15 protein-coding genes and 2 riboswitches are annotated in these 17241 nt (G+C 38.8%); of the genes, 10 read left to right on the top strand and 5 right to left on the bottom strand.

All coding sequences use genetic code 11. The features are described 5' to 3' along the window. Positions 1 to 89: 89 nt before the first annotated feature. A riboswitch (cobalamin riboswitch) is annotated at positions 90 to 298 on the bottom strand. 79 nt (positions 299 to 377) lie between these two features. Further along, positions 378 to 583, top strand: a riboswitch (cobalamin riboswitch). A gap of 77 nt (positions 584 to 660) precedes the next feature. Next, positions 661 to 2538 (top strand): TonB-dependent receptor plug domain-containing protein, encoded by a 1878-nt coding sequence (locus ACY650_RS12285; RefSeq protein ID WP_462247871.1) that lies wholly within the window; start codon positions 661 to 663, stop codon positions 2536 to 2538. A 471-nt stretch (positions 2539 to 3009) separates the two neighbouring features. On the opposite strand, the gene ACY650_RS12280 is transcribed toward ACY650_RS12285, so the two are convergent. After that, positions 3010 to 4959: a T9SS type A sorting domain-containing protein gene (locus tag ACY650_RS12280; protein ID WP_462247869.1), complete on the bottom strand. Its 1950-nt coding sequence runs from the start codon at positions 4957 to 4959 to the stop codon at positions 3010 to 3012. A 188-nt stretch (positions 4960 to 5147) separates the two neighbouring features. On the opposite strand from ACY650_RS12280, the gene ACY650_RS12275 reads away from it, so the two are divergent. Genes ACY650_RS12275 through ACY650_RS12265 form a run of 3 tightly spaced genes read left to right on the top strand, consistent with a single transcriptional unit; the run spans position 5148 to position 9065 of the window. After that, positions 5148 to 6479 (top strand): NAD(P)/FAD-dependent oxidoreductase, encoded by a 1332-nt coding sequence (locus ACY650_RS12275; protein ID WP_462247867.1) that lies wholly within the window; start codon positions 5148 to 5150, stop codon positions 6477 to 6479. Position 6480: 1 nt separating this feature from the next. After that, positions 6481 to 8232 carry a 4Fe-4S binding protein gene (locus tag ACY650_RS12270; RefSeq protein WP_462247866.1) on the top strand — a complete coding sequence of 584 codons (1752 nt, stop codon included), beginning with the start codon at positions 6481 to 6483 and terminating at the stop codon, positions 8230 to 8232. Positions 8233 to 8237: 5 nt separating this feature from the next. Next, positions 8238 to 9065 (top strand): hypothetical protein, encoded by an 828-nt coding sequence (locus ACY650_RS12265; RefSeq protein ID WP_462247864.1) that lies wholly within the window; start codon positions 8238 to 8240, stop codon positions 9063 to 9065. Positions 9066 to 9148: 83 nt separating this feature from the next. Here ACY650_RS12265 and ACY650_RS12260 read toward each other — a convergent pair whose 3' ends face one another. Together ACY650_RS12260 and ACY650_RS12255 are read right to left on the bottom strand one after the other, a co-directional pair. Then, positions 9149 to 9589, bottom strand: a complete 441-nt coding sequence (locus ACY650_RS12260) for a MarR family winged helix-turn-helix transcriptional regulator (RefSeq protein WP_462247862.1) — start codon at positions 9587 to 9589, stop codon at positions 9149 to 9151. A 31-nt stretch (positions 9590 to 9620) separates the two neighbouring features. Beyond that, entirely contained in the window at positions 9621 to 10037 is a 417-nt protein-coding gene (locus tag ACY650_RS12255; RefSeq protein ID WP_462247861.1) for a nuclear transport factor 2 family protein, read from the bottom strand. A 154-nt stretch (positions 10038 to 10191) separates the two neighbouring features. Here ACY650_RS12255 and ACY650_RS12250 point away from each other — a divergent pair, with 154 nt between their 5' ends. After that, positions 10192 to 10992 (top strand): DUF6597 domain-containing transcriptional factor, encoded by an 801-nt coding sequence (locus ACY650_RS12250; RefSeq protein ID WP_462247859.1) that lies wholly within the window; start codon positions 10192 to 10194, stop codon positions 10990 to 10992. A 56-nt stretch (positions 10993 to 11048) separates the two neighbouring features. Further along, the gene (locus ACY650_RS12245) at positions 11049 to 11495 is read left to right on the top strand and encodes a DUF6265 family protein (RefSeq protein WP_462247857.1); all 447 of its coding nucleotides are present in this window, start codon (positions 11049 to 11051) and stop codon (positions 11493 to 11495) included. Here ACY650_RS12245 and ACY650_RS12240 read toward each other — a convergent pair. After that, positions 11492 to 12271: a J domain-containing protein gene (locus ACY650_RS12240; RefSeq protein ID WP_462247856.1), complete on the bottom strand. Its 780-nt coding sequence runs from the start codon at positions 12269 to 12271 to the stop codon at positions 11492 to 11494. The two genes, ACY650_RS12245 and ACY650_RS12240, sit on opposite strands and share 4 nt — an antisense overlap. Positions 12272 to 12372: 101 nt before the next feature. On the opposite strand from ACY650_RS12240, the gene ACY650_RS12235 reads away from it, so the two are divergent. Genes ACY650_RS12235 through ACY650_RS12225 form a run of 3 tightly spaced genes read left to right on the top strand, consistent with a single transcriptional unit; the run spans position 12373 to position 15846 of the window. After that, positions 12373 to 13065, top strand: a complete 693-nt coding sequence (locus ACY650_RS12235; protein ID WP_462247854.1) for a glycosyltransferase family 2 protein — start codon at positions 12373 to 12375, stop codon at positions 13063 to 13065. 2 nt (positions 13066 to 13067) lie between these two features. Further along, positions 13068 to 14525: a cellulose synthase family protein gene (locus ACY650_RS12230; RefSeq protein ID WP_462247852.1), complete on the top strand. Its 1458-nt coding sequence runs from the start codon at positions 13068 to 13070 to the stop codon at positions 14523 to 14525. Further along, positions 14518 to 15846, top strand: a complete 1329-nt coding sequence (locus ACY650_RS12225) for a hypothetical protein (RefSeq protein ID WP_462247850.1) — start codon at positions 14518 to 14520, stop codon at positions 15844 to 15846. The genes ACY650_RS12230 and ACY650_RS12225 overlap by 8 nt, the downstream gene beginning before the upstream one ends. Here the strand turns inward: ACY650_RS12225 and ACY650_RS12220 are convergent. Then, positions 15809 to 16702, bottom strand: a complete 894-nt coding sequence (locus ACY650_RS12220) for a hypothetical protein (RefSeq protein ID WP_462247848.1) — start codon at positions 16700 to 16702, stop codon at positions 15809 to 15811. The genes ACY650_RS12225 and ACY650_RS12220 overlap by 38 nt on opposite strands. A gap of 42 nt (positions 16703 to 16744) precedes the next feature. Between ACY650_RS12220 and ACY650_RS12215 the strand changes: the two genes are divergently transcribed. Further along, the gene (locus ACY650_RS12215; RefSeq protein WP_462247846.1) at positions 16745 to 17227 is read left to right on the top strand and encodes a rhodanese-like domain-containing protein; all 483 of its coding nucleotides are present in this window, start codon (positions 16745 to 16747) and stop codon (positions 17225 to 17227) included. Positions 17228 to 17241: the final 14 nt, after the last annotated feature.

Below are 17241 nucleotides of genomic sequence, written 5' to 3'. Positions count from 1 at the left end.
TCGTCTAGCGAATGGATACCAGTGAATGGAACACAGTAATCCTAATGATCGTTTGTCCACATTCGATAGCTCCATCCCCTAAGCGTCGAATCTCATAATTGAAACAGGTAGGTCTTCTGGCTTGCTAGGTTTTATGTCTTCCCATTAAGGCATTTAAGCATTGATAGTGACTAAAAAATAAAACCCCTCAGAACTCTGAGTTCAGCTTACAGCTGCGGGGGCAGCTCCGGAATTTATTCATTAAGAATATCACCGGATTCCCTTTTATGCATCGGCACCATGTTTCAGTATGTAAAAGTAAACTTCTCTGCTGATTTGATATTTATGACGATGAATTTACTTCAGTCATTCGATCTACCAATTCATATAATAAAGTATACATTTGCGCCCAATTCGGTTTTCTTGTATTTAAATCATTAAGACAAGGGATTAAAAGGGAATCTTGTGTAAATCAAGAGCTGTCCCCGCAACTGTAAGTTCAATAAGCTTAGGCCTTATCGAATTCCACTGTTTCGATTATTCGGAATGGGAAGGAAGCCCAAGTTGAACAAGTCAGGAGACCTGCCGGAGAAAATTATTTCAAACTAAACTTCGGGTGAAAGTTGAAGTGAAGGCAAATATGCTCTACACAGATATGAAGCTCATTTATCAATGAAAAAAATGAAAAAAAATTATTTACTAGCAGCAATAGTTTGTTCTAGTATGGCTGTAAAAGCGCAAGATTCACTAAAAGTTGTTCGACTTGATGATGTCGTTGTGACTGGAAATAAAGTGGAGACTACAATTGAAAAGTCTGGAAAAACCATCTACAAATTAGATCGCGAGCAGATTCAAACCAATAAAGGAAAGGACATTACGGATTTACTTAATGAGATACCAGGTGTACAAATTGATGGGAACTATTCCACTCCTGGATCAAATATCAATTATCGAGTTAGAGGTGCTCAAAGTGAACAAACACTAATTCTAATAGATGGAATCCCTTTCAACGATCCTTCTGGCTTGCAGCAAACGTTCGATCTTCGTCAATTAGATTTAAATCAAGTAGAATCTATTGAAGTATTGAAAGGTGGATTGAGCACTCTTTATGGATCTGGAGCTGCAGCAGGGATCATAAACATTACGCTCAAAAAGGCTTCAAAAGAACGTATTAATGGCAGTGTAAGTGCTGAATACGGAAGTTTCAACACCATATCTTCCAATGCTACAGTGTCAGGAAAATCCGACAAATTCAACTTTATGGTTAGTGGTTCTATAAAATCCTCTGATGGGTTTTCTGCTGCCAAGGATACCTTGGAAAATCAAGGATTTGATGATGATGGAATTCAAAGTTTAAATTTTCTAGGCAAACTTGGATATCAGTTTTCTGAACAATTTTCAATGGGCCTATTAGCTGGATATGATAAAATAGAAAGTGATTTTGACGCAGGCACTTTTAGAGACAATGACTCTGAATTGGAACTTGAGTTATTAAAATTTGCACTTTCATCAAACTATAAATGGTCAGGTGGAAGTATTAAAGGAAATATTTCTTACCACACAAATGAACGAGTTTTTAATTCACCAGGCTTCTTCGATCCAAGCGTAAGAGACATCAGCAATTTTAACGGCAATACTTTTCAGACAGATTTTTTACTGGATCAAAACCTGACGGACCAAGTCAAACTAATAGGAGGAATAAATCTCCAACGACCGGTATGGGAGCCAGAAGAAGAGGACAGTGAGAGTTTTACAATGGTTGACCCCTACCTATCATTCATTTATGATACTGAAAACTTCAATATCCAACTTGGAGGACGTCTAAATAATCACAGCTTGTATGGATCAAATTTTGTGTGGAATATTAATCCAAGCTATATGATTGATTTAGAATCTCAGAGTCTCAAAATCCTAGGTTCCTACGCAACCTCATTTCTTACACCGTCCTTAAATCAGTTGTTTGCTGGAGATTTTGGATTTCTAGCCTCTGATGCTGGCAATCCAGATCTTAGTCCCCAAGAATCCAAGTCGGCTGAAGCTGGGTTTGAACTACTTTCCGACGGAAAGTTCCAGTTTGGAGCTGTATACTTTTACAGAAAAGATAAAAATCTTATTGATTTTGTTTCAAATGATACATTTACTGATGGCATGTATGAGAATATTGAAGGAGAAATAGAAGTTGATGGTCTCGAGATCAATGCAAGCTTTTCTTTTAATCAACAATTCTCTATATCTGGACATTATACGCATACAAACTCCCTTACTGAAGATTTGATTTTACGCCGTGTCCCTCAAGATAAGTTTGGGATTGTATTTTCTGCCATTCCAATTGAGAAACTATTTGTTAAAGTAACTCATCTATATACCGGGGAAACAAACGAAAATGACGAGGTATCCGTAGATGCTTTCAATACGTTTGATCTCTTCGCCTCTTATACATTAAATCAGCTCACATTTTCTGGCAGTATAAATAACATCTTTAATGAAGATTTTGTAGAGAGATTTGGATTTGCTACAGCACAAAGAAACTTCAATATCGGAGTTAGATATAGCTTTTAAGACGCATCAGAGAAATTATTAAAACCGAACACCTGGATAATTTATTCAGGTGTTTTTTTATAAAAAAAGAAGGGACCCTGGGAGGGTCCCTAAAATTTATGGATGGGATAATCGTAACCTAACCTAACCGAATAAAAACGTGCCTTTGCACGCTAAACCCACCCATTTCACCTAATCACCAATATGTGGTACGTAAATAACTGAAATAAGATCTCCTTGGTTTAGAGAATTTTTGTCTTTTTATTGACAAAATAGACTTACAGCTACAAAAAACCCCGCTCACGAAGAGCAGGGCCGCAAATAGAGGATGTGTCAACTATCACCCTATTTCATTATTCCACAGCAATGGTTCACCATATAAGGTGGGTGTTAGATGCTAATAAGGTGTTATCCCTTGCGCAGCAGTTTCAGATTTTCAAAAAATTAAAAAGGCTTATTTGATAGGTTCTGTCAAAAGAACAAACTGATTTTTTATTCTATGACGATTCGGTTGACGATATTTTGAGCTCCGGCATTAATGTTCAATAAATAGACACCAGATCTAAGATCTCCTATTTCGAAAAAAATGATGTTGTTCTGAATTTCTATTTTTTCATTGACATCAATATCCTTTCCACCAATGTCAATTATCGACCAGCTTGGGTTGATGAGTGATTTATCTAGAATAACGCTAAAAGTTCCATCCGAGGGATTTGGATAAATACTTACCAAATCATTCTTATCATCAATCACTAATGGAGCCGGCTCAATAGTAATGGTGAATTCTTTTGTAACCTCCAAGCCCCCACTATCAGTTACTGTTACATCAAGCGTGTAACTATTCTTTATATCAGCATCGAAAACCTGAGCATTCTGAAGTTCATCCGACTCAATTCCACCAATTCTAAAACTTTCAGAATCAGGTCCGCCTAATGAAAATGTAAACGTATCCATAGCATCTTGATCGACTACCGAAAAAGTACCGATTGTTTGACCTGCAGATTTTCCATCAACAGTTATGTCATTAGATAAATTGATATCTGTGGGAGGATCATTTGCATCCAAAATATCAATTATTAGTTCTTTCTTAAAATCATTGCCTAGTATATCCTGGGCAGTAATTTCAACGGTAAAACTAGATTCCACTTCAAAATCAAAAGTGGTATTGGCAATTAGCTCATCACCAAAATTTCCTCCGATTGAGAAATTTTCTGAAGATTCAATTTTATAGGTATAGGGATAGTCATGATCATTTACAGCACTGATTGTTGCTATTGAGAAATTAGTAGAATTATTTTCCTCTATTTCGTAATTGCTCAAAACAATATCTGTCGGTGTTGGATCAAAATACAGATAAATCAATTGACTTCTTAGAGTCAATTCAGGGGCAGCAGGATTCTTAACTTCATAGTAGTACGCAGCAATTTCAGAGAATTCCGGAATATGAAGAGTAGCTTCAGTAGCTCCTTCAATTTCTACTCCATTTTTAAACCATTGATACGTATTTCCACCAGTTAATTCTACTACTTCCAAAGTAATACTCTCACCTTCATCAAGGATAAAAATGTGTTCTTCACCAATGTAATTTTGAGGACTGTAAGATGATAAAACAGGTGCATTAGGTACAATATCTTCAAAAGTTAGCTCATTTCTAACTATATGTATTTCGATACTTCCTAGCGGTGTAAGATCAGGCAAACCTGCTAATTGATTATGAGTCAAAATCAGCTGAGTCAAATTTGGGAGCGTTGCAATGGATGCTGGCAACGTTCCCGTAAGTTGATTGTGACTAAGGCTTAAAGATTCAAGTTTTGACATTCCTTGAAAAATATCAGGAATCTCTCCTGAGAAACCAATATCGCCTGTAAGTCCAGTGTTATCTGAAAGAATACCCCCTGATAATGTAAGTTCTTTCAAGTTTATTAGACTACTAAAACTCGATGGAATATTGCCTGAAAGGTTACTTGCTACAATTATTAGGCCCTCAAGTAAAACTAAGTCAGAAAGTTCTTCAGGAATAGGCCCCGAAAACTCTCCAGCTAACCATAACTCTGTCAAAGAGGTTAGATTCCCAATTTCTTTGGGAATAGTCCCTTTTAAACTATCGGATATCAAAACTAAAGTTGTCAAAAAATCCAATTCACCTAATTCTTTGGGAATTGTGCCATTCAATTCACTGCTAGAAAGAAAGATGTCCGAAACTCTTCCATCATCGTTTGTTGAAATTCCTGTCCACGTATTTAAATCAGGATTCACGAGCCAGTCACCTTCTTCATCCCAATTCATTCCGTCTGTGGCTAAATAAAATGCCTCTAGCGCTCCGTAATCAGGATGTGTTGTGATGTCAATTCCATCCCAAGTCGGTCGATTTTCATCTTGAGAATAGGCTTGTTTTGAGAGAAGAAGGCTAAAAAGAAGTAGTATTTGAATTATTACTTTCATTTCAAAAATTTGAAAATAGCAACATTTAAATATAAAGATTGTACTTAAATAAGTTTTGATTTTCAGTGTACAATTAAAACATGCTTACGAGCGAAGTATGTCAATGACTTGACAATCACTAATGGTTCTTTGTATCTTAAGAACTGTCCATCAATCATAAACGTATTATTGGCGTTTCAAACTACCAAATGAATAAAATTATCATCATAGGAAATGGTGTTGCCGGAATAACTGCTGCGCGTCATATCAGAAAACTATCTGATGACGAAATCACGGTGATTTCTGGAGAGACGGACCATTTCTTCTCCCGCACCGCGCTCATGTATATATACATGGGCCATATGAAGTTCGAAAACACAAAGCCCTACGAGGATTGGTTTTGGGACAAAAACAGAATAAATCTCAAAAAAGCTTGGGTTCAATCCATCGATTTTGATTCAAAGAGCATCATGCTTGAAGGATCAGAAACAATGGAGTACGATAAGTTGATACTTGCCACAGGCAGTCAATCAAACATGTTTGGCTGGCCCGGACAAGATCTAGGGGGCGTGCAGGGGCTTTTTTCCTATCAAGACCTGGAATTGATGGAAGAAAACACGAAAAACATTAAGCATGCGGTCATACTTGGTGGTGGTTTGATAGGTGTTGAAATGGCTGAAATGCTTCACTCTAGACACATTCCAGTTACATACCTAATTAGAGAAAAGAACTTTTGGGGAAACATCCTACAAAAAGAAGAAGCGGCTTTGATAGACAGACACCTAGCAAAGCAAGGAATCGACCTGAGAAAAGAGACTGAGCTGGAAGAAATTATTGACGATGGCAATGGCAGAGTTAAGGGTGTGAAAACGAAATCTGGAGAAATAATCGATTGTCAATTTGTTGGACTTACTGTCGGTGTACATCCAAACATCAGTTTGGTAAAAGATTCAAAAATTGAAACTGATAGAGGTATTCTGGTAGATGAAAATCTCCAAACCAACATACCGGATGTATATGCGATTGGAGATTGTGCGCAACTCAAAAATCCTCCTGCTCATCGTAGACCGATTGAGGCGGTATGGTATGTTGGAAGAATGATGGGAGAAACAGTAGCACACTCAGTAACTGGCAACGAAACCAAATATCAACCTGGGGTTTGGTTCAACTCAGCGAAATTTTTCGACATTGAATACCAAAATTATGGAGTTGTGCTGGCTGAAACACCAGATGGATCAGCTTCATTCTATTGGGAAAATGAAGAACTTGAAAAGTGCATAAAAATCATCTACAAAAAAGATTCATTGGAAGTGCAGGGAGTCAACATTTTTGGTATTCGAAACAGACATGAGGTTTGGGACAAGTGGCTGTCTGAAAAACGTACGCTCGATTACATTATCGCCAATCTTCCCGAAGCTAATTTCGATCCAGAATTTTTCACCCATTGGGAAGGAGAAATACAAGAAAAATACAATACAGAATTCCCAGACAAGCAAGTGTCTGTCAGAAAAAAAGGATTCTTAGAAAAACTATTCGCATAATATGAAAGCAGTTAGATATACAGGACTTATACTATTCCTATTCTCATTGGGACTATTCTTGAGTAGTTTTTTCATGTCAAGCTTTACGCTTACACAGGAGACATTCAGTTCCATTGTTAAAACTGAGCATCAGGAATTATTAAAACCGGCATTGGATGATGTAATTGGAAGGTCATATGGCACCAGCATCCCTTTTGTTAATGCTATTAATTCGGCAGTAGGTGAAGTAAATGATAAGGCAAGAGCTGAACAGCGTTGGAATGATGTCATCTATGATGATTATGTTGGAAACCTGACTCGAGCCTCAGCAAATGGTTTCGTGCCCGAAAATAAGTTGCTGGTCTTTCTCCTGATTTATGTTGTTGGAGCTTTTGGCGCTTTAATGTTCATACTTCCTCAGGTTAAACTTCAAGGACCAGCAGGTATTAAAAACAATCACATTTTCCACAACGCTCTCAATAATAGAGGCTGGATGGGAATACTTACTGGCGTACTGCTAATAGGTTTCTACATCCTTCTTTACTTCTATCCGGCCATCATTACCAACTGGATCATCATTGTTGATCCGCTTCAAAAGTTTATTAACCCATCTGCCACTTCAAGTCAATGGTTTCTGTATGGGTTCCTCTACACTTTTGCTGTCTTGGTTATGGGCATCAGGATGATTATCAAATATCGTCATAGCAAGTATCAGATATTTAGAACCAGTTCGGTGATGTTCTTTCAGCTTGCAATAGCATTCATCTTACCTGAAATACTCGTAAGACTAAATCAGCCATATTTTGATTTCAAAAACATGTGGCCTCTTGATTATGACTTCTTTGATGCTTGGCACATCAACACGCTTACGCAATCGGGCGGATTAGGAATTTTCATGTTCGTATGGGGAATCTCACTCTTTGTAGTTGGAGTACCTGTTTTTGTTTATTTCTTCGGAAAGAGGTGGTACTGTTCGTGGGTATGTGGATGTGGTGGACTAGCGGAAACTGCGGGAGACCCTTTTAGACAGCTTTCAGATAAGTCCACTGAAGCCTGGCAAATTGAACGGTTCATTATCCATGGTGTATTGGTATTCGGCATTATCATGACAGGACTCGTGATTTACAACTTCTATGGTGGCGATTTTTATATCTCGTTTAGCAAATGGACAGTTACTGGAATCGTCATTTTAGCTGGAGCAGGATTGTACCTATACCATAGAAAAAAGTATCCGGCAATGTCTGGCAAGAAGGTAAGAAATACTGCAATCGCTATTTCAGGATTCTTTGCGTTGGGTGTTGTGTTCAGTGAAGTTTCAATCTTTGCCAAATACATGCCAGTAGACGGGAACAACTTCAGTTTTTCTAGTGGAAATATCAGAACGGTTTATGGCTTTATGATTGGCTCTATTTTTTCTGGGGTTGTTGGGACAGGATTCTATCCATTAATGGGAAATAGAGTGTGGTGCCGATTTGGATGTCCACTTGCTGCATATTTAGGACTGGTTCAAAGGTTCAAATCTAAATTTAGAATTACTACCAATGGGGGACAGTGTATATCTTGCGGGAATTGTTCTACCTATTGTGAAATGGGGATTGACGTAAGAGCTTACGCACAGCGAGGACAGAACATTATTCGTTCTTCTTGTGTTGGATGTGGGGTTTGCTCTGCTGTTTGTCCTAGAGGCGTACTCAATCTTGAAAACAGAGATGAAGATGGGCGCTTTAATCAGCCAATTTTATTAGGAAATGACAGTATCTCTGTATCTAATTAAAAACTATGAAGCGATTTATTTTAATACTTACTGCTAGTGTTTTTGTATCAACAGCAGCGATGGCTGGAGGTGGCTGGACTAAGCCCAAAGGAAAGGGTTACTACAAAGTTTCTCATTGGTGGGTAAATGCCGCCAAGCAGTATACGTTCGATGGAAGTACGGCTGCTTCTGTAAAAGAAGGAATATTTAATACTTCGATTTTCGCAGAATATGGAGTTACCGATCGCTTTACTGCAATCGTAAATCTGCCATACAGTAAATCTGCCAATTCGAATGAATCCATCACAGGAATTGGGGATACAGATGTTGCCTTCAAATATCGACTGACTAACTCAGACAAATTTGTACTATCTGGAACACTGCTACTCGGACTGCCATTAGGTGAAGATGCAGGTGGTACCGGCGGCACACTTCAAACGGGTGATGGTGAGTTTAATCAAATGGTGAGATTTGATTTAAGCAAATCCTTCCAACTCGGATCAGTAAACGCTTACGGAAATGTATACTCTGCATACAACAATCGTACGGATGACTTCTCTGATGAATTCAGAGCCGGTATTGAAGTTGGTGGTGGATTTTTAGATAACAAGATATGGGCTATCCTACGATTCGATGTAGTAGAATCACTTGAAAATGGAGTAGAGTCAACTGCCCTAAGTGATGGTGCTACCATTTTTGCGAATAACACAGAATACTTCGCATACACTTATGAGATTGCTGGATACATTACGGATAAAATTGGAGTTTCAGCTTCGACCGCAAGTGTGTTTAGTGCTTCAAACATTTTTGCGGCACCTTCCTACTCGCTGGGAGTATTCTTTGATATGAAATAATTTATCCAAAAAATATTTTTAAAAAACAGAGCCCTGTCCATTGGATAGGGCTCTGCTGCTTTATAACTTATCAGAAATAGGATTTAGTCGCCTGAGAAATTCGCATGAATTGTATTTAACACTTTCTTAAATACTTGCATTTCATCATCAGACAATCCCTCTATACCCTTATTCCGATATTTTACAGCTTCAGGGATCACTCGCTTTACTAGCTCAGAACCTTTTTTAGTAAGCATCACTTTAAACGATCGCCTGTCAGCACTGATGCGCTCAATCAAGCCATCTTTTTCTATAATATCCAATGAACGTGTTATTGATGCTGGGTCCTTAGAAACCGCATCAGCCAACTCTTTTTGTGTCTGACTTTCAATCTCACTCAGCCTCTTAAGAATTATCCACTGATCGGAAGTGATATCAAGACCAAGTTTCTTGAAGAATCGATTTTTAGCTTTTCGCTGGGCTTTCATCGCTCGATCCATCCAAAAAAAATAGACTTCTTCTAATGGCTTATCTTCTTCCTTCATATACAAATTTTACAGAAAGATACGTAGAGCTTTACTTAAAGGAGGCATTCACCAACTCTTCTATAATTTTCCACTCACCTTCGACTTTGACAAGTGAAAAAATAGACCTCATTTGTGCCTTCTCACCATCCAATATGGCTTTAACTGTAGCGTTGACACCATCGAAATTTTCGACAGCTTCTATCGACACTTTTCGCTTATCCCCTCCCCATTCTTTTGTTTCGATTTTGGCAACATAACCTGATTTATCTAATATGAATGGCGCTTTAGTACCATCATTCCAAACTAACCTGTGCTGATCATGCAATAAAGATTTTATTACTTCTACATCTTGACGATCTCCAGCCCTAGCATAGCTGGTTACTACTTTCTTGATTTCATTTTCCGTTTGCGCTGCAGCTACTGCAAACAAACCCATTCCCATTAGGAATAATAACGATTTAACCATTTTATTGATATATTAATTATTGATATATCAATATACTTAAAAATGGATTATATGTTTCAATTGTTGCTAAAGTTTTTTTGTCCACCCTTAGGCGAATTCATTTTGGCCAATGATCAGCGACACTAATTACTATTAAAATTTTATAGTTTGCAGGATGCACTACGAAAGCTTTAGCCCTTCTGAGCCATTACAGAAATTTGTTAAAGAATATTGGGTCTTTGAAAATGAAGATCCAACGATAGATCGACAAAAAATCATCCCTGATGGCTTTAGTGAGATAATTATCCACTATGGGGATCCTTACCGAATTAACCTTTCTGGTAAATGGGAAACGCAGTCCTCCATTCTCTTTTCCAATCAGATTAGCAAGTTCTTTTTTCTAGAAAATACTGGAAGCTCTGGTATGATCGGAATCAAACTTTATCCAACTGCATTTTATGAGCTTTTCCACAAGGATGTTTCAACATTTACAGACCAAGTAGTCAGCTTGGATCAAATTTTAGATAACATAGATCCTCAACTGACGAATTTGACCAACAGCTCGCTCTCTATATCGGATCGAGTTTCGATGGCTGAAAGGTACCTCTTAGAATTATCAGCAAATCATGAGTCGCAAGAAAAAGTAAAACGCTGCATTGATCTCATATTCGAAACCAATGGCATGATAGAAATAGATCAAATGGCAACGAATGTAGCACTGAGCACGCGACAGCTAGAACGTTTATTCAAGAAAGTTGTCGGCTTGACACCTAAATTCTACTGCCGAATCATTCGTTTCAATTACATCTTTGAGGTGATCAAGGAAAAGAACGACTCATGGATCAAAACGGCACTACAGTCTGGATACTTTGATCAATCGCATTTCATTAAAAACTTCAAGGAATTCACTGGCGAAGAGCCTACGAGCTATGGATTTGATGAGGTCAATCTGGCTAATTTTTTTTTAAAAAAATAGGTGTCGCTTTTTTACAAGACTTGCAGCATACACTGAGGTATCATTGCTAGAAAAAAATGAAAAAACTACTACTTCTATCTATTGGATGCCTAACCACCTTCTTAGTTGGCGCTCAATCATTTGATGATTTAAAATGGCTTGAGGGAAAATGGGAGCGACAAAATGCACGTCCAGGAATGACTGCATTTGAAGTTTGGGAAAAGACTGATGAAGGATTCAAAGGGATGGGTGTCTCACTAAAAGGCGCTGATACAGTTTTTGTGGAGAATCTGAAGATCGTTCAAAAAGACGGAGCGTTACACTATGTAGCAGATGTCAGCAGCAATCAAGCTCCGACCTATTTTAAAATCACTTCCTCCACGGAAAATGGATTTGTGAGTGAAAACCCGCAGCACGACTTCCCGAAGAAAATAGCTTACACCCTGGAAGGCAAAAAGCTAACTGCAGTAATATCAGCTGGAGAGAAGGCAATGGGATTCGTGTTCGTACGAAGCGAAGATTAACTAGTAAGGAGCATCAGCGCTACGTAGAGAAAGCACATTGCAGCAAAAAGCCCACAGGTCAAACGAAAATCGGTGTATCGTTTGTTACTCACAACGATCAATGAAAAAACAAACATGATCACCGAAAAGGTATTTCGGAACGAATAGATGGTCCCGAAAATAAAATATGCTTTCTGACTGCTGATTGCTCTTACTTTTTGAGCTCTGTATAAAACAGAGGTAAAACTGATTAGCACCTCACCTGGCACTCCTTGCTGATAGATGCTGTAAAACGCCCTGTCAGTAACCAATTTTTCACCATTGGTGATATGTATATAAGTCTCAAAACGCCCCTGAACTACTTTATCTACCTTAAAACTTGTCTCGCCTGCTGAGCTGTAATAATCGAATGTTAGCAGCAATGAAAAAGCGAAAAAGATCATGTTTACAACTCTGAAACGACGATAAAATCCCTGCTTGTACCTAAACTGCTTCTCCATTCGAATTCTTTCTTTTCGAATTCTATTTCGGACATACTCAGCTTTGTGTCGCTGCTCGGGCGATGTTTCCTCAAGCACCGTCTTAACTGGCACACCTTGGAGGAATAAATCATACAAATTTCTGGTGGTATGATCAGATAAAACCTCATAGGCCTCATTGATCAAAATCATCTGGTTGCCAGCTGACGGATCTGGGTTGATATCTGGATGATATTGCTTAACCATCTTTCTAAAAGCAGCCTTTATTTGACCTTGTGTCGCATCTGCAGAAATACCAAGAACTTCGTAGTGATTCATCGGCAATAAAACTATAAACAGATTTCTTAGCTTGTGTCATTAAAGAGTCATTTTTATAACAACTATGAAACTACCTTTGCGGCTCATTTAAAGAGCCGACCTTGAGCAAACCGGATATTCGCGTAATTATTCCAGCATTCAATGAGCAAAATGCTGTTGGACTTGTCATTGACGAGATCCCAAAAGAATGGGTTTCAGAGGTGATCGTCGTTGACAATGGATCGACAGATGATACGTTTGCACAAGCAGAATCGAGAGGAGCAACTACGCTAAAAGAACCTACCAGAGGTTATGGTAATGCATGTCTCAAAGGAATGGCTCATATTGCTTCTTCCGCAACGCAGCCAGATATTGTAGTATTCCTAGATGGAGATCACTCAGACTATCCAGAACAACTTCCTGATTTGGTCAAACCAATCATTGAAAATCAGGTTGATATGGTGATTGGATCCAGGTCTCTTGGCGTCTCCGAAAAGGGTAGCATGACACCACAGCAGATCTTCGGTAACTGGCTTGCTACAACGCTGATCAAGGTGCTATACAGAAAAAAGTACACCGATCTTGGCCCATTTAGAGCCATTCGTTATGAAAGCCTCATGACAATTGGGATGAAAGATCGCACCTATGGATGGACAGTAGAGATGCAATTAAAGGCAGCTAAGTTAAATTTGCGTACTAAAGATATTGCTGTGAATTACAGACAAAGAATCGGTGTGTCGAAAGTTAGTGGAACCGTCAAGGGAACCCTTGGAGCAGGTTATAAAATCATCTACACAATTTTTAAATATCTATAAAGGTGGAGTGGTTAGTCATTGTACTATATGGAGTCACACTGTTGATTATTTGTCTTTTTAGTTTAGGTCAATTCAACTTGACCTGGCACTATCTAAAAGCAAAAAAACAGATAGAGGAAGTGAGCGAAGATCTATCAGATCATCCACTTGTCACCATACAACTTCCTGTTTACAACGAGCGCTATGTCGTCGAACGTCTTATCGACGCAGTGATGAAAATGGAGTATCCAAAGGATAAGTTAGAGGTGCAAATCCTCGACGACTCCACTGATGAAACAGTACAGATCATCGAAAAAAAGGTAAATGAATATGCCTCGAACGGATGGAATATTCAACAATTGAGACGCCCTGAAAGAGTAGGCTATAAAGCAGGAGCTCTCAGCTATGGTTTGGAGCGGGCTAAAGGAGAATTTATAGCCATATTCGATGCAGACTTTGTTCCTAATCCTCAGTTCCTGACACGAACGCTACCAAAGTTCAAAAATCAGAAAGTCGGAATGGTTCAAACCAAATGGAGCCATCTCAATACAGACTATGGATCGCTAACCAAGATTCAAGCATTCTGGCTAGATGCTCACTTTACTGTTGAGCAAAAAGGAAGAGAGCATGCCGGCAGTTTTATCAATTTTAATGGTACCGCTGGTGTGTGGCGTAAAGAATGCATCAGTGATGCTGGTGGTTGGCAATACGATACCATCACAGAAGATTTAGACCTTAGCTACAGAGCTCAGCTTAAAGGATGGAAATTTGTTTATCGAGAAGAAATTGAGTCACCAGCTGAGCTACCTGTTTTAATTCCTGCTGTAAAGTCGCAGCAATATCGTTGGAACAAAGGAGCAGCTGAGACTGCCAGAAAAACGCTAGGCAAAGTATTGACCTCTAATATCGGCTTAAGTCATAAAATTAGAGCGGTCTTTCACCTTCTCAATAGCTCGGTTTTCTTGTTGCTTTTAATCGCTGCGGTATTGAGTATTCCAATGCTTTACATCAAAGAGTACAACCCGGACCTGGCTTTGGTTTTTGATTTGGGGAGCATTTTTATAGTTGGATTCTTAGCCATGGGATTCTTTTATTGGGTTGCTGCGAAAGCCACCCATCCTGAATATACATTCAGATATTTTATCAGAAATTTCCCGATGTTTTTAGCCTTTTCTATGGGAATGGCGCTACACAATTCCATAGCTGTTGTTGAAGGTTACTTGGGCATCAAAACGCCTTTCGTGCGAACCCCAAAATTCAACGTTCAATCCAAGGGAGATTCGTGGAAAGGAAATCAGTATTTGAGTCAGGTGCTCACACCTGTTACATTCATGGAAGGATTACTTTCCGTATACTTCATCTATGGAATATTTAGCGGGTTCAAGCTTGAAGACTATGGATTGATGTTATTCCACGGAATGTTGGCTATTGGCTTTGCTTATGTATTTATCTTGTCGGTGAAACCGATAAAACATGCCTAATCACAACAAGACTGGCTACTTCACCTTCTTAAGTATTTACATACTGGCCATTTTCGCTCTTGGCAACTGGTTTGATCGGAATCAGTCTTTACCCTTGATCTTGGCATATTTCAGCACATTTTTCTGTTACATATTCTTATTGCAAAAAGTTGATCATACGCGACTACTTTTTACCGCTGGAATCATCTCACGTATCCTATTATTCTTTAGTCTTCCAATCTTATCTGATGATCTATATCGCTTCATTTGGGACGGCACATTACTCAATAGTGGGATACACCCCTTCGCAGAATTACCAATTGAACACGTAGGGAAAGGCATCGATGGCATCACTCCTGAGTTATTCGAAAGGCTCAATTCGCCCAATTACTTCACGATATATCCTCCACTGAATCAATTTATTTTTTGGTTAAGCGTAATCGTCGGACAGGGAAATTGGTTGGTATCGGCCAACGTAATTCGATTGATTATTTATAGTGCAGATGTTGGATCATTCATCGTACTGAGGAAGCTACTGATGCATTACCAAAAGCCACAAACTTTAGCTTTGTGGTATTGGTTAAATCCCTTAGTCATTCTGGAGTTTACCGGAAACCTTCATTTCGAAGGGTTGGTAATCTTTTTTACGTTAGTCGGAATTTATCTTTTCGAGAAGAATAGAAAATGGGGCTCTGCCGCAGGATTTGGATTAGCGATTGGGACTAAGCTACTTCCGTTGATTTACTTACCATTCCTATTTCTAAAAGGATTATATGAGAAAAAGTGGCTCATTGCAATTCTATCTGGAATCGTTGGTCTCCTCACTTTACTGCCATTGCTAGACGAGACATTCATTTCAGCCATGAGTGAGAGTCTCGATCTGTATTTCAGATCATTTGAATTCAATGCGAGTATCTATTTCGTAGCACGAGCTATTGGCTATTGGATCTACGGCTATAACAACATCGCCCTGATTGGGCCGCTCTTATCAATAGTTTCCATCATTTCTATCCTTACCGTTTCAATAGTTGGATTATGGAAAAAATGGTCGATTCCAAAAACACTACTTTTCATTCTAACGATCTATTTACTCTTTACTACCACCGTTCATCCTTGGTATATCATCCCGCTGATCTCATTCGGAATACTTGCAGGTTATTGGTACCCTATAGTTTGGTCCTTAATGATATTCTTAACCTATTCTGGATACTCTGAAGGTGGCTTTGAACTTCCAATGTATGTCATCGTCATCGAATATTTGATAGTAGCCATTGTCGCACTAGTAGAAGTAAGATTTCGAGGCTTTATCGGCAATCAGGAGCATATTCACCTTCCGAGGTGACAAAGTATCTTGTGTCATTCATATAAAATTTTCCATCGCGGTAGTCGAGATCATAAACTTCATCTTCACCAGAATTGTAGGATAGAATAAGTGTGAAGCTACCGTATCCATCCATTTCCAATCTCCAAGATCCGGCCCCTTCTCCTTCGTTTGTGCTATACCCAGAAACATTATCACCAGAAATACTCATATCGCTGTAACTGTAATCAGAAAAATACCCTTTTGAGCAAAGGTCAATTTTGCGTGTACTGCTGTATCCACCAGAAATCCCCCCAGGACTGTAGTCAGTGGAATAGTTGGAATTCATGTATGTAAGTCTTGAGTCGGAAAGCCATTCCTTCCATTCTTCATATTCTGAAGTACGATCAACTTCGGTGAACTTAAATGAATCATATATTTCAAAACATAGCTTTCTATATACTTCATCATATTGATTTGGAGAAGTAACTCCCATAATCATAACTCCTAACCCTTTGGGGTTTATTACTCCCACCAAATACGATTTTACAGGTTCCCATTCCATCGTCCCACTAAAAATTCCTCCTACGTAATTAGGCCCAATATCAAGATCTCCTTCGAGCTTCAAAGAGGTCCCATTATTATCCACAATACCCTTTTTGGCCTCATCCTTTAATTGGGATAATGTAAACTCATGCGCCTGCATCAACAGATACCCTGAAGTCGAATTTGATTGCATGATTAGCATTTCCTCACTTTCCTGCCCATACCAACCTTTCGGGATTTCGAAGGCTATTCCTAGCTTTTCATAGTTAACTTCGCCAGAGATTTGGGAGATCGCCGAAAAAGGGAACCAAAAGCAAAAAATAATTGTGTAGACTTTCGTAATTGACTTCATCCCAACAATTTAACGAACAATGAGGGTTTAGATATGAAAAAAATGCTCATCCAATTTATGGTTTTACAGTTTTCAATACTGGCTGCTTGCGGTCAAAAAACGTATGATGAAAAACTGGAGAGTCTATATAAATACACCGTCCCGCTAATCAAGGCCGATTCGTTGAATGACAGATTGAACGAAGTGGTCATCCTTGATACGAGGGCTGAAGAAGAATTTCAGGTGAGCCATATTGAAGGAGCGCGCTTTGTCGATTATGATGGTTTCAAAATTTCGCAAGTGAAGGATATCCCAAAAGACCAAGAGGTTATCGTTTATTGCTCCGTGGGATACCGAAGCGAGCGCGTAGGAGAAAAATTAAAGAAGGCCGGATATACCAACGTCAAGAATCTTTACGGTGGAATTTTTAGCTGGAAGAACGAAGGATATGAAGTGATGGGACCACAAAACAATCCAACTGACAGTGTGCACACGTATAACAAGTCTTGGGGTCAGTGGTTGATAAAAGGAATTAAAGTTTATTAATAAAGAATAGAAGA

It is taken from the genome of Ekhidna sp., assembly GCF_963691765.1.
GTDB lineage: Bacteria > Bacteroidota > Bacteroidia > Cytophagales > Cyclobacteriaceae > Ekhidna.
Note: the sequence above shows the minus strand (reverse complement) of the source record. Positions and strands in the feature narration are given on the sequence as shown.

Excerpts from the sequence above, each read along its gene's own strand:
- ACY650_RS12285 (WP_462247871.1), top strand. The coding sequence starts at position 661 with ATGAAAAAAAATTATTTACTAGCAGCAATAGTTTGTTCTAGTATGGCT.
- ACY650_RS12280 (WP_462247869.1), bottom strand. The coding sequence starts at position 4,959 with ATGAAAGTAATAATTCAAATACTACTTCTTTTTAGCCTTCTTCTCTCA.
- ACY650_RS12275 (WP_462247867.1), top strand. The coding sequence starts at position 5,148 with ATGAATAAAATTATCATCATAGGAAATGGTGTTGCCGGAATAACTGCT.
- ACY650_RS12270 (WP_462247866.1), top strand. The coding sequence starts at position 6,481 with ATGAAAGCAGTTAGATATACAGGACTTATACTATTCCTATTCTCATTG.
- ACY650_RS12265 (WP_462247864.1), top strand. The coding sequence starts at position 8,238 with ATGAAGCGATTTATTTTAATACTTACTGCTAGTGTTTTTGTATCAACA.
- ACY650_RS12260 (WP_462247862.1), bottom strand. The coding sequence starts at position 9,589 with ATGAAGGAAGAAGATAAGCCATTAGAAGAAGTCTATTTTTTTTGGATG.
- ACY650_RS12255 (WP_462247861.1), bottom strand. The coding sequence starts at position 10,037 with ATGGTTAAATCGTTATTATTCCTAATGGGAATGGGTTTGTTTGCAGTA.
- ACY650_RS12250 (WP_462247859.1), top strand. The coding sequence starts at position 10,192 with ATGCACTACGAAAGCTTTAGCCCTTCTGAGCCATTACAGAAATTTGTT.
- ACY650_RS12245 (WP_462247857.1), top strand. The coding sequence starts at position 11,049 with ATGAAAAAACTACTACTTCTATCTATTGGATGCCTAACCACCTTCTTA.
- ACY650_RS12240 (WP_462247856.1), bottom strand. The coding sequence starts at position 12,271 with ATGAATCACTACGAAGTTCTTGGTATTTCTGCAGATGCGACACAAGGT.
- ACY650_RS12225 (WP_462247850.1), top strand. The coding sequence starts at position 14,518 with ATGCCTAATCACAACAAGACTGGCTACTTCACCTTCTTAAGTATTTAC.
- ACY650_RS12220 (WP_462247848.1), bottom strand. The coding sequence starts at position 16,702 with ATGAAGTCAATTACGAAAGTCTACACAATTATTTTTTGCTTTTGGTTC.
- ACY650_RS12215 (WP_462247846.1), top strand. The coding sequence starts at position 16,745 with ATGCTCATCCAATTTATGGTTTTACAGTTTTCAATACTGGCTGCTTGC.